This window comes from Stenotrophomonas terrae, from assembly GCF_001431465.1.
Taxonomy (GTDB): Bacteria; Pseudomonadota; Gammaproteobacteria; order Xanthomonadales; family Xanthomonadaceae; genus Stenotrophomonas; species Stenotrophomonas terrae.
The window spans coordinates 20,423-32,922 of the sequence record NZ_LDJJ01000050.1 but is presented as its reverse complement, the minus strand read 5'-3'; the positions used below and the strand labels follow the sequence as shown (position 1 = coordinate 32,922).

Below are 12,500 nucleotides of genomic sequence, written 5' to 3'. Positions count from 1 at the left end.
CCTGTAGTGCCGAGCCATGCTCGGCAGGGGCTTCACCAGCAATCCATAACGTTGCAGGAGCGGCGTAAGCCGCGAAGCCACCGCCACATCAGAAGCAGTGAAGCTTACCCCTCGCCAACCCTCCCCTTCGCTTCGCGAAAGGGAGGGGGCGTAGTGCCGAGCCGTGCTCGGCAGGGGCCTTCCCATCAATGCAACCACCGCCCCTGCCAACAGCCCCGGGTGCGCTGCGCTTACCCGGGCTACGGTGCTACCGGCAGGCTTCCTGCAACTGCTGGGCGCACAAGAATGCGCGTTGCGCCTTGGCATCATCGCCGCCCTCCCAGGCCAGCAGCGTCCACTGCTCGGTCGCCTGCATCTGTTGCCCGGGCTGCAGGGTCTTGTATGGCGCATGCACTTCCAGCTCCAACAGGCCTTCGGCAATGCCGCCAGCGTCCAGGTACAGCTCCACCTGGCCCTGCTGCGGGTGGATGGCGCTGACGGGCTGGTGCGCAAAACGGATCACCAACACCTGGCGGCCATTGAAGCCCGCCATCCAGCCAGCCGAGGGCTGCACGAACCATTTGCCGCGCGGGCCTCTGCTGGCATCACCGGCGCGCAGCGTCAGCATGCCGTCCTGCCACTGGTGGTCGGGCAGCGACGCATCGGGTGCACCGTCGACGCGGATGTCATCGGCGCTGCTGACCGGCACGAATACGCGGGTGTTGGGATGGACCCGGGTGTTGAACCACAGGTCCCAGGCGACGGGCGTATCGCGGATGTTCCTGCCATTGACCTGCACGTGCACGGTGTCCGGATGCGCGGCGTCGAGGCGGAAGGTTTTCTCCAACTGCATGCCGGTAACCGGGCTGGCGGCGCCGCGCAGGCGCAGCTGATCCGGGTCGCGTTGCAGCCATTGTGCGGGGGCCAGCGACAGCCACGGATCCGGCGGCCAATTGGCGCTCGCGGCGCGGCGCTCCGGATTGATCTGCTGGTGCGACCACCATTGCGATTGCGGGCCGACCCAGACGTCGTGGCCGAGGTAGGCGATGTCGCCGCTTTCTGCTTTTACTTCAGGGCTCGGCTGCGTGTTTACCGCCGTACCGATACGCAGGAAGTTGGGCTCGCCCTTGCGCTGCAGCGACAACGCGCGACCGCCGAAGGCAGAGGTCACCTGCAGTTGCAGTTGGTCGGTCTGCAACTCACCGACTTGCTCCTGCTTTGGCGGGTTGCCGGCGGCGGCGAGCGTGGGCAGCAACAACAGGCAAAGCCAGGGAGATCGCATGCGTATCGCCGGTCAGGGAGTGGAGGCTGATCATCGCAATGTCTGGGCGCTGCAGGCAAAAGCGTTACCCCTCCCCAGCCCTCCCCTTGGCTGCGCCAAAGGGAGGGGGTAGCTCACGCGCACGTTCAGATCGCGGCAGTGCCGCCTTTGCCCCCTCCCTTTGGCGCAGCCAAGGGGAGGGCTGGGGAGGGGTAGCACTTGAGCTTCGCCTGCAGCCCCTGCGCTCAGCGCTGGCAGTACCCGCACCACACCGTCGCCCGCTGGCCGATGCTGGCATAGCGCAGCGCGCGACCGCATTGCTTGCAGGTCTCGCCCTCGCGGCCGTACACCAGCAGCTCCTGCTCGAAATAACCGGGTGCACCATCGGGGCTGATGAAATCGCGCAGGGTGGTGCCGCCGCGCTGGATCGCATGGCCCAGGATTTCCTTCACCGCGTCGGCCAAGCGCTGATAGCGCGCCCGTGACACCTTGCCGGCCTCGCGTAGCGGATTGATGCCGGCCATGAACAGGCTTTCCGCCGCGTAGATATTGCCCACGCCGACAACGATGCCCTGGTCCATCAGGAAGGTCTTGATCGGCGCCTTGCGGCCACGGCTGCGCTGGAACAGGTAGTCGCCATCGAAATCCGCATCCAGCGGCTCCGGACCAAGATCGCGCAGCAGCTCATGCGTTTCACCGGCCGGCTGCCATAGCAGGCTGCCAAAGCGGCGCGGGTCGTTGAAGCGCAGCAGCCGCCCGTCTTCCAGGCTGATATCGACATGGTCGTGTGCGCGCACCGGGGTATCACCAGGCAGCACGCGCAGGCTGCCGGACATGCCCAGGTGCAGCACTGCGCTACCCAGCTCGGTGTCCAACAGCAGGTACTTGGCGCGACGACGGATGGCTTCGATGCGCTGGCCCGGCAGCAGCTGCTCGATCTCGGCAGGAATCGGCCAGCGCAGGTCCGGCCGGCGCAGGATCACGCCGTGGATGCGGCGATCCACCAGATGCGGCTCCAGCCCGCGCCGGGTGGTTTCTACTTCGGGTAGTTCTGGCATGCGGGCCTCAAGGCGATGGTGTTTACTTTTGTTTGTGGGAACGGCGTCAGCCGTGAAGCAGGTGATGGCGGGCAGCCGGCTTGTATCGATTGCAATGCGCTAATGGCTGCGGTTGGATTTTTGGCTTCGCGGCTTACGCCGCTCCTACAACGCGGGGTTCGGACCTCAGGCAATTGTATTTGTGGGAACGGCGCGAGCCGTGAAGCTGGTGATGGTGGACTGCCGGCTTGTATCGATTGCAATGCGCTATTGGCTGCGGTTGGATTTTTGGCTTCGCGGCTTACGCCGCTCCTACAACGCGGGGTTCGGATGTCAGGTAGTTGTATTTGTGGGAACGGCGTGAGCCGTGAAGCTGGTGATGGCGGACGGCGGGCTTGTATCGATTGCAATGCGCTATTGGCTGCGGTTGGATTTGTAGTTTCGCGGCTTATGCCGCTCCCACAAGTCAACGAACCGGTGCAGCTCAGCGCGGGGGCGCCATCAGCTCGCGAGCGCTGAGGTAGCCATCGCCGTTGGCGTCCTGACGCGCGAAGCGGGCCAATATCACCTCCCGCTGTTCGTCGCGACTGATCGGCTTGCCGCGGCCGCCGGGCTGCTCGGCGGCGTCCAGCACGCCGTCGCCATTGCGGTCCATCCTGTCGAAGGCGTACAGCATCCATTGCAGGTATTCGTCCGGGCTGACGCGGCCATCGCCATCGCTGTCCATGCGCTGCAGGTACTCGTTGGTGTCCTGCACCTGCGCGGCCACCGGCAGCGCTGCGCCCAACAGACAAACCAAAAGAATCGTCTTCATGCGGCGCTGAGCGAATAGCCCTTCAAGCGGGCGGCATAGGCCTGCAAGGCAGCGCTGCCGCTGGCTTCGGCTTCCTGGCACCACTGCTGCAGCTGGCGCAGGCGCTCGGCGGCGTCATGGCTGCGTGCTTCCAGCAATGCCGACAGGCGTGCGCGGTGTTCGACCAGCAACTGGATGCGCGGGCGCTGCTGCACCCAGTTGTTCAACTGCGCACGGCAGTCGGGTTTCAGCCAGCGGCCATCGTTGACCAGGCCCTTGCGCATGCGCCGTGGCAACAGCTTGCGCAGCTTGGCACCGGCTGCGGCGGCCTCTTCCTTCAGCGCCGGCGCCAATACATTGCGCTGGTAGTCGGTCATCGCCTGGAAGCGATGCGACAGCAATGCCTTCAAGGTATCGGCGTCGGGCACGGCGATGTTCGGACGGATGTCCATGCTCGGTGCCACCCGCAATACCTTGGCCAGGCGCAGGAACTGCAGCACGCGGATCACCTGCCAGCCGATATCCAGCTCCCAGCGCCGCATCGAGAACCGCGCCGAGGAGGGGAAGGCATGATGGTTGTTGTGCAGTTCTTCGCCACCGATCCACACCGCCCACGGCGTCAGGTTGGTCGAGGTGTCCGCCGATTCGAAGTTGCGATAGCCCCACCAATGGCCCAGGCCGTTGACCACACCGGCCGCCCAGAACGGAATCCACGCCATCTGGATCGCCCACAGGGCGATGCCCGGCAGGCCGAACAGCACGGTGTTGATCGCGAACAGGCTGATCGGGCCGAGGTTGGCGTGCGGGGTATAGAGCTTGCGCTCGATCCAGTCTTCCGGCGCACCGCGACCATACTGCTCGATATCGCCGCGCAAGCTGCGGGCTTCGCGATACAGCTCCACACCGCGCCAGAACACGTTGCCGATACCCTTGGTGACCGGGCTGTGCGGGTCGTCCTCGGTTTCCACCTTGGCGTGGTGCTTGCGATGGATGGCCACCCACTCACGGGTGATCATCGAGGTGGTCAGCCACACCCAGAAGCGGAAGAAGTGCGACACCAGCGGGTGGAAATCCACACCACGATGGGCCTGGCTGCGATGCAGGTACAAGGTGACCGCAAAGATGGTGAGCTGGGTGAACAGCAGCAGCACCGCCAGCATGCCCCACCAGCCCAGGCCGGCAATGCCACCGGTGAGGATATCGAGCAGTGCGTCAGACATTGCGGGGACTCCAGGCAAGCGGTGCCAGATGAAACCAGTGCTACACATGATGGGGGCTGTCGGCGCAAACTTCATCCACCTGCGGCACGTCCGTTGGTCGAATCCTCAGCTGCCGCCGACTCCTGAATGTCCATTGTTCCCGCCGCTGAAGCGGCCCCACTGATTGAACTGGACCACGCCTGCGTCATCCGCGGCCAGGTGCGCGTGCTGCACGAGCTGAACCTGCGCATCGAACAGGGCCAGCACACTGCCATCCTCGGCCCCAACGGCTGCGGCAAGTCCTCATTCATCAAGCTGATCACGCGCGAACTGTATCCACTGGCGCGCGCTGATGGCCATGTGCCGGTCAAGGTGATGGGCCAGACCCGCTGGCAGGTGGACCGGCTGCGGGCGCAGCTGGGCATCGTCACCGGCGATCTGTCCAGCAACCTGTCGGACATGCCCGGGCTCAGCGTGGAGGAGGCGGTGATTTCCGGCTTCTTTGCCAGCTACGTGGTACCGGCGCACCGCGACGTCACCGACACCATGCGCCAGCGCGCGCGGCATGCGCTGGAACTGGCGCGCGCCCTGCCCCTGCTCGGCCGCAGTTATGCCCAGCTGTCAGCCGGCGAAACCCGCCGCGTGCTGATTGCCCGGGCGCTGGTCAACCAGCCCAAGGCGCTGCTGCTGGACGAACCCTCCACCGGCCTGGACCTGATCTCGCGCCACCACCTGATCGACAGCATGCGCCACTTGGCCCAGCAGGGCATCACCCTGGTGCTGGTCACCCACCACATCGAGGAAGTGATCCCGGAGATCGACCGCGTGGTGTTGATGAAGGGCGGGCGCATCTTCGCCGATGGCACCCGCGCCGACCTGCTGCAGTCCGCGCCGCTGTCGGAGGTATTTGGCGGCAGCATCGATGTCACCGAACACGGCGGCCACCTGCAGGCCCACGTGCTGTCAGCCTGAGCAGACGGGGCCGGCACTTGCCGACCCCGTTGCCTTCACTCAGAAGCGCACTGCGCGGGCACGCCGTTCGATCGGCGCCATCCGTGTCTGGTCGTGCAGTTCGACCTCCCGCAGTTCATAGGGCGCGGCATAGCCGGCCGGCAGTTTGACGTCGGCAAAGCTCAAGGCCAATTCACCGCGCCCGGGCTTGGCGAACCAGGCCGCGCTATGCCCCTGCGCCACCGCGCGCAGCTTGCCGTCGGTGCCGGTGGCGAACAGCGTGGTGCGCACCTCGTAGCGCCCCGGCGCCCCAACCTGCACCGGAAAGCGCAGATCGGACAGGCTGGTGGCACGCACCGCGCTGGCCAGGCGTGCCGTCGGTTTGGCCACCGCAAATGCCAGCCGGGTATCGCGGGCGATGCCGCCCTGGTCGGCGAACACCTGCAACTCCCACAGGCCCTGCACATCGCTGCCAGCGGCCGGAACCGCCACATCGGCGGTCAGCCCGCCGGCCTTGTCGCTGCGCATGGGCACTGTCCAGGTGCGCCCATCCGGTGCCACCAGCAGGCCTTCGGCAGTGAAGCTGGAGCCGGCCAGACGCGCTGCCACTTCGCCACGGGTGGACTGCACGCCGTCCATGTTCACCTGCGCACGCAGCTGGCCGCCGGCCAGGGCCACGCTGCGATCGGTGCGTGCGCGCAGCACCATCGGGCTATCCGGTTCCAGCACCTGCATCACGTAGCTGCCGCGTGCTTCGGCCGCCTGCACCCGGTAACGGCCGGGCACACTGTCCTGCAACTTGAGCATGGCGGTGCCCGGCGCCACCGCCATGCCGGCGTCCTTCAACGCCGCACGTTCAAAGCGCCGCGCCGCAACCGGCGCGCTGCCTTCGCGCACCTGCAGCGATTGCACGTCCAGCGCCTTGGCGCCACGCGCGGGGCTGAGCTGGATCACCGCCCCCGGTGCTGACACCGGCACGTCCACGCCGCTCTGCAGCTCGGCTGCCTCGACCATGCGCCAGGAGCTGCGGCTCTCCATCACCTCCGGCTCCGCTGCGCTGACCACATCGGCCGGGTTCAAGGCCCAGGCGAACTGCACCGGTGCGTGCTCGAACTCACCGGCGGGCACCGGTGCCGACACCACCGCCGGCGCCACACGATCGACTACGGCGGCCTTGGCCGCGAATACCGATGCGCCACCGCAGGCCAGCGCAACCATCAACGTTGTTTGCTTGTTCATTGCATGGCTCCTCACAGGTTCACGTCGGCGCGCAGGATGGTGTCCAGGCTGAAGCAGTTGCGTCGGCTCTGCGCATGGCTGAGCGGCTCTGCATCGCGGGTGCGGCTGACGTCACGGAACCAGACGCTGCCGGCCGCCGACTGGCTGCTGCAGTTGAGGAAGCCGTCCGAGCAGCTGGCCAACCAATTCTGGGTCGCCTCCAGGCCCACATTCTGCGTATAGCCGCCGCAGTAGCTGTCCGAATCGAACGGCGAGGATTCCACCTCGGTGCCCACCACCGCACGGAATGGCTTGGGCAGGGCGGGCCGCCCGACGGTGCCGTACAGATTGTTGGCGTTATAGGTGGCCATCCAGCTGACCTGCTGCATGCGCACCGCATCGTTTTCGTAGCCCAGCAACCAACCCAGTGCCTGTTCGAACATGTTGCCGTTCATCACTGCATCGGCCAGCGGCGTGCCAGCCGAAGACGGTGCCAGCGCGTTCACCTTGTGCAGGCGCGTGATGATGGCCGGGTAACGGCTGTCCCAGGTCGGGTTGGACATGATCCAGCGCATCACGTTGCCGCCGTTGGAATGGGTGATCACCACCAACTTGGTGATGCCACGGCTGTTGATGAAGCTGGTCAATTGGCCGGCCAGGCAGCCAGCCGCGTCCGGCTTCCACATGTACTGGGTGAAATCACAATTGATCACCGTGTAGTTGGCGCTGTTGGGCAGGCCTGAACGCACGGTGTTGACGATCTCCGGTTGCCAATAGTCGGCCAGCGCATTGGTCTGCTTGCCGGTGCCATGCACGAAGGCCACGCCCACCACGTCAGCCGCGTTGGCTACCGTGCTGGTCGCTGCCAGTGCCAATCCTGCCCAAAGCCACTTCCCCTTCATGGTCATGCGACATCTCCTCTCTTGGTGTTCCCCCTGAAGAGATTGCCGCGGCGCTGCTGGATGCCCCCACATCCGTGCCGCTGCGGCGCGGGACGCGCGCATCATCAGCCAATGCTGAATGGTGCCGTTGCCCGCAAGCCTGGATTGTTGGCTGAACAATGCGCAGCGCGCATGACGGTGCCGTCACAGTCTTCCACATCCGATGGAAGTCAATCGGGCAATGCAATATGAACTCTGCCGGGCACGGCGCGCCCAACGGTGACATGATGCCGGTCCGTTCCATCGACCCCGTCACACACGCAATGTCGCGATTTGCCCGTATTCCACGCCAAGGCCTGACCTTGGCAATGGCCGCCCTGTTGGGCGCCTGCAGCACCACTGGCCCCCACATCACGGATGGAAATGCCCCGGCGCCCGAACGCGCTGTCGGCTACCTGCAAGGCAATGCCATCCCTGACAGCCTGGCGCTGAGCCCGGCACCGCCAGGCCCCGGCTCCGCCGCCGCACAGCTGGATGACGCTGTCGCCAACCAGGCCCTGACCATGCGCGGCAGCGCACGTTTCGTGCAGGCCCATACCGATGCCGACCTGAGCTTCCCGGCCGGCGCCAACCAGTTCAGCTGCGCGCTCGGTGTTGCGGTCAGCGCACAGACCACCCCCGTGCTGTACCAGCTGCTGGAGCGCAGCCGCATCGATGCCAGCGCTGCCACCAAGGCCGCCAAGAACCACTACCAGCGCCCGCGTCCGTTCATGGTCAACAACGCGCCCACCTGCACCCCCGACGATGAGGAAGGTCTGCGCAAGAGTGGCTCCTACCCGTCCGGGCATACGGCCATCGGCTGGGCCTGGGCCTTGATCCTGTCGGAGATCGATCCGGACCACGCCACCGCGCTGATCGAACGCGGCCGCAATTACGGCCATAGCCGGCTGGTCTGCAACGTGCATTGGTATAGCGACGTGCAGCAGGGCCAGTTCATGGGCGCGGCAACCGTGGCAAGGCTGCATGACAACCCGGAATTTGCCGCCGACCTGGCCAAGGCGCGCAAGGAGCTTGCGCACGCGCGCACGCTCAATCAGCCACTGCCACGCGATTGCGCCGCGGAAACCGCAGCGCTGACCTCGGACATCCCCGAAGCCCGCTAAGCAGGCTCCTGTAGTGCCGAGCCATGCTCGGCATCGAGATCCAAGCGACCCGATTTTGTGGGAGCGGCGTCAGCCGCGAAGCTGGCAATGCTTGAAAGACCCCAAAGCCAACCCCTCCCCAGCCCTCCCCTTGCCTACGGCAAAGGGAGGGGGCGGTAGGTAGTGCCGAGCCATGCTCGGCAGAGGCTTTCCCGGTAGTGCCCCCTGCCGAGCATGCCTCGGCACTACAGGATTGGCTTTCCCGGTAATGCCCCTGTCGAGCAGGGTCCGGCGCTACCGGGATGGTTTCCGACGTCACCGCCTTGCCGCGCCTGTGGCTTCTGCAGGTACAGTCCGGGGTCCTTTCATTGGGGACTCTCATGCCCGTATTCCTTCGACGTCCACGCCTGCACGCACTGCTGCTCGCCGCCCTGCTGCCTTTTGCGGTATATGCACAACCGCCGCGCTTGATCGGCTACGTGATGGACAGCCCGGCGCCGTTGCAGCTGTCGGCGCAAAAGCTCGACGTGGTCAACTTCGCCTTCGCCGTGGTCAAGCCCGATAGCACCGTCTATCTGCCGGAAAATGTGGACCCCGCACGCCTGCATGCGGTGGTTGCCAAGCGCGCGGACAACCCGGCGCTGCAGATCGTGTTGTCGATCGGTGGTTGGGGTGCGGGGAACTTCTCCGAGGCCGCCGCCAGCGCGCCTGCACGCGCGCGCTTCATCGACAGCAGCGTCGCGCTGATGCACCAGTTCAAGCTTGATGGCCTGGATGTCGACTGGGAGTACCCCACGCTCGGTGACGCCGATATCAGCCACAGCCCGGATGATCGCCACAACTTCACCCTGCTGCTGGAAGAGCTGCGCGCGCGGCTGGACCGCGAAGGCGCAGGCAAGCGTCATTACCTGTTGACCATCGCCGCCGCCGAGGGCCGTGCGGCACAGGGGCTGGAGCTGCCACGCATTGCCCAGTCCCTGGATTGGATCAATCTGATGACGTATGACTTCTACGGCAGCCTGACCAAGACCACCGGCCATCATTCCGGACTTGCCCGCTCATCATTGGCCACGCCGGAAGGCCGCACCACCGTGGACGCGGTGAAGTACTTTCTCGATGCCGGTGTTCCCGCCGCCAAGATCAATGTCGGCGTGCCGTTCTATGGCCGCACCTTCGGCGATGTAGGCACGGCCAACAATGGTCGCTTCCAGAAGTTCACCGCAGAGGGCGGCTTCATCACCTGGCGCGAGATCGTCCACACCCGCCTCAACGCGCCGGAGTGGCAGCGTTATTGGGATGAAGAAGCACAGGTGCCGTGGCTGTGGAATGCCAAGGAGCGACGCATGATCAGCTATGACGATCCGCAATCGTTGTTGCTCAAGGCCAACTACGTGAAGCAGCAGGGTCTGGGCGGCATCATGTACTGGGAGCAGGGTGGCGATGACAACGAGCAGCTGCTCGATGTGTTGCATGAGGCGCTGCGCTAAACACCGCGCGTAGATCCTGTAGTGCCGAGCCATGCTCGGCAGGGGCTTCACCGGTAACGCCCCTTGCCGAGCATGGCTCGGCACTACAGAAAAGAAGAAGGCGCGGATTGCTCCGCGCCTTCTTCGTTCAACTCACACAACCAACGCTTAGAAGCGGGTCTTGAACTCCACACCCCACAGGCGCGGCTCGTTGATGAAGCCGGTGAGGTTGTTGAAGTCGATGCCGCCGGTGGCGCGGATCTGGTTGGTGATGTTGCGGCCGTACAGGGCCACGTCGTAGTCACCGTCGTTCCACTGGTAACCCACGCGCAGGCCGCCTTCCAGCAGCGACTTGCCGGTGAATTCCTTGGACTGGTACAGGAAGAAATTCACTTCACTGCGGTAGGCCCAGTCGGTGAACACGTAGAGCTGGGTGCCATCGGCCAGCGGCAGCGACCAGCGCGCGGTCATGTTATGGGTCCACTCCGGTGCCTGCGGCAGCGAGTTGCCGTTGATCAGCACCTTGCCATTGGCATCCAGCGGATTGGTCACGGTGCAGGAGAAGCAGCCGGCCACGCTCAGGTCGGCGTCCTTGATCTCGGTGTGGTTGTAGCCACTGCCCAGGGTGACCAGCAGGTTGTCGGTCAGGTAGGCCTGCAGATCCAGCTCGAAGCCCTTGCCCACGCTCTTGTCGGCATTGAGCAGGATGTTGGCGTTGCCGGTGGAACCACCGACGGCGGTGAGCTGCTGGTCCTTGACCCGGTAGTGGTAGACGCTGGCGTTCAAGCGCGCACGGTTGTCCCAGAAGTCGGCCTTTACGCCGGCTTCAAACGACAACACGGTTTCCGGATCGGCCACGGTCTTTTCGTTGAAGGCACCGGCCGACTGGATCGAGCTGCCGCGGAAACCGGTGGCGACGCGGCCATAGACATTGACGGTGTCATTGACGGCATAGGTGGCCGAGAAGTCCCAGTTGAACTTCTTGTCCTTGGTCGATGCCGACAGGTACGGATCAACCGCATCGCCGGCGGCGAAGGCTGCCTGCTGCGCGGCGAGCAGACCGGCCAGGTCGCACTTGGCAATGCCCGGCGGATTGGTCAGGGTTGGCGCGATGCACGGCGAGAAACCGGTGTTCCAGTAGTCCTTGACCGTCAGATCCTTCTTGTCGATGGTGTAGCGCGCACCGGCACGCAGTTCCAGCTTGTCGGTCGCCTGGAAGGTCAGGCCGCCGAACACCGCCCAGGCATCATTGGTCTGGTTGATGCGCTGGAAGCCGTCCTGCTTGCTGCCATTGGTGGTGTCGTAGCTGACGCTGTCGACGTCGTAATCTTCCTTGAAGTAGAACAGGCCGGTCTGCCAGTTCAACGGGCCTTCGTTCTGCGATTCAAGACGCAGTTCCTGGGTCCACTGCGAGTGGCTGGGAATGCCATCGGCGGTTTCCGATGCGAATGGCACATCCGCGGTGAAGTACGGACCCGAGGTACCGTCGATATCGCCGACGCTGAAGGTGTCCACGGTTTCGTAACCGGTGATGGACGACAGCTTGAAGTTGCCCAGGTCCCAGCTCAGGCGTGCGTTGGCGCCGCTGCTGTCCAACTCGGAGTGGTTGAGGCCGTCGATCGATACCTTGTTTTCGTCGAAGCCGGGCACGAAATCGTTGCTGCCCTTCTTGAAGATATTGCCGCGGAACAGGCGCGCGGTGCCGTTGAGGTGGCGCTTGTGCGCACCCAGCAGGGCCTCGAAGGTGTCGCCCTCGTACAGGAACTGCGCACGCACGGCCGACTCGTCATAGCCTTCCAGGCCGTCGTTCGGGCCCGGGCCGGTGTTCTTCACCCAGTCGTCGCGGCGCTGGTACAGGGCCGACACACGGGCCGACCAGCGTGCGCTCAATGCGCCGCCAACGGCTGCTTCCACGTTCCACAGGTTGTCGCTGCCGTAGCCGACCTTGCCATAGCCTTCGAACTCCTGCGACGGACGCACCGAGTCGAACTTGACCACGCCGGCCGGGGTGTTGCGGCCGAACAGCGAGCCCTGCGGGCCACGCAGCACTTCCACCTGCTCCACGTCGAAGATCGGGAAGCCCTTCAGGATCGGGTTTTCCTGCACGATGTCGTCATACACCAGCGATACCGGCTGCGAAGTGTTGAGACGGAAATCGGTGTTGCCGTAGCCGCGGATGTAGAAGCGCGGGAAGGCTCGGCCGAACGAGGATTCGATGTTCAGGCTCGGCACGCGGCCGGACAGGTAACGCACATCGGTACCACCGGAGGCCAGCGCGTCGAGCTTCTCGCCGCTGACAGTGCTGATCGAAACCGGCACGTCCTGGATGTTTTCGACTTTGCGCGCCGCCGTCACCTTTACCGCATCCAGCGTGGATGCTTCCTTCTGGGCGGTGGTCGCGTCCTGCGCTGCAGCGGTGAAGGGCAATACGGCAAGAACGGCGACGAACAGCGGATGCGCTGCCGGCAAGCGGCGGCGAGCGGTACGGGTCGGGGACATGGCGAGACGGGCCTGTTGAGGAGAAATGGGAACTGCGCCTAGCAAGGAATTGTTGCAGTACAGCATTCGTATCG

General features: G+C 64.9%; 10 protein-coding genes. 3 read left to right on the top strand and 7 right to left on the bottom strand.

Annotation, left to right across the window (positions count from 1 at the left end):
- Positions 1-247: 247 nt before the first annotated feature.
- From ABB27_RS14430 to ABB27_RS14415, 4 genes are all read right to left on the bottom strand, one after another.
- The gene (locus ABB27_RS14430) at positions 248-1,177 is read right to left on the bottom strand and encodes a DUF4380 domain-containing protein (RefSeq protein ID WP_057629485.1); all 930 of its coding nucleotides are present in this window, start codon (positions 1,175-1,177) and stop codon (positions 248-250) included.
- Between the two features lie 308 nt (positions 1,178-1,485).
- Positions 1,486-2,298, bottom strand: a complete 813-nt coding sequence (gene mutM, locus ABB27_RS14425; RefSeq protein WP_057629480.1) for a bifunctional DNA-formamidopyrimidine glycosylase/DNA-(apurinic or apyrimidinic site) lyase — start codon at positions 2,296-2,298, stop codon at positions 1,486-1,488.
- 463 nt (positions 2,299-2,761) lie between these two features.
- On the bottom strand, positions 2,762-3,091 hold the full coding sequence (locus ABB27_RS14420) for an EF-hand domain-containing protein (protein ID WP_057629479.1): 330 nt from the start codon (positions 3,089-3,091) through the stop codon (positions 2,762-2,764).
- Positions 3,088-4,290, bottom strand: a complete 1,203-nt coding sequence (locus ABB27_RS14415; protein WP_152984599.1) for a DesA family fatty acid desaturase — start codon at positions 4,288-4,290, stop codon at positions 3,088-3,090. Before ABB27_RS14415 ends, ABB27_RS14420 begins: the two co-directional genes overlap by 4 nt.
- A 126-nt stretch (positions 4,291-4,416) precedes the next feature.
- On the opposite strand from ABB27_RS14415, the gene ABB27_RS14410 reads away from it, so the two are divergent.
- Entirely contained in the window at positions 4,417-5,241 is an 825-nt protein-coding gene (locus ABB27_RS14410) for an ABC transporter ATP-binding protein (protein ID WP_057629477.1), read from the top strand.
- A 39-nt stretch (positions 5,242-5,280) separates the two neighbouring features.
- On the opposite strand, the gene ABB27_RS14405 is transcribed toward ABB27_RS14410, so the two are convergent.
- A complete protein-coding gene (locus tag ABB27_RS14405) occupies positions 5,281-6,459 on the bottom strand; it encodes a DUF4785 domain-containing protein (protein ID WP_057629476.1) in 1,179 nt (392 codons plus the stop codon).
- Positions 6,460-6,470: 11 nt separating this feature from the next.
- Positions 6,471-7,346: a hypothetical protein gene (locus ABB27_RS14400; RefSeq protein WP_057629475.1), complete on the bottom strand. Its 876-nt coding sequence runs from the start codon at positions 7,344-7,346 to the stop codon at positions 6,471-6,473.
- A gap of 296 nt (positions 7,347-7,642) precedes the next feature.
- On the opposite strand from ABB27_RS14400, the gene ABB27_RS14395 reads away from it, so the two are divergent.
- The gene (locus tag ABB27_RS14395; protein ID WP_057629484.1) at positions 7,643-8,482 is read left to right on the top strand and encodes an acid phosphatase; all 840 of its coding nucleotides are present in this window, start codon (positions 7,643-7,645) and stop codon (positions 8,480-8,482) included.
- A gap of 359 nt (positions 8,483-8,841) precedes the next feature.
- A complete protein-coding gene (locus tag ABB27_RS14390; protein ID WP_057629474.1) occupies positions 8,842-9,948 on the top strand; it encodes a glycoside hydrolase family 18 protein in 1,107 nt (368 codons plus the stop codon).
- 147 nt (positions 9,949-10,095) lie between these two features.
- Here ABB27_RS14390 and ABB27_RS14385 read toward each other — a convergent pair whose 3' ends face one another.
- The gene (locus ABB27_RS14385; protein WP_057629473.1) at positions 10,096-12,426 is read right to left on the bottom strand and encodes a TonB-dependent receptor; all 2,331 of its coding nucleotides are present in this window, start codon (positions 12,424-12,426) and stop codon (positions 10,096-10,098) included.
- Between the last annotated feature and the right edge of the window lie 74 nt (positions 12,427-12,500).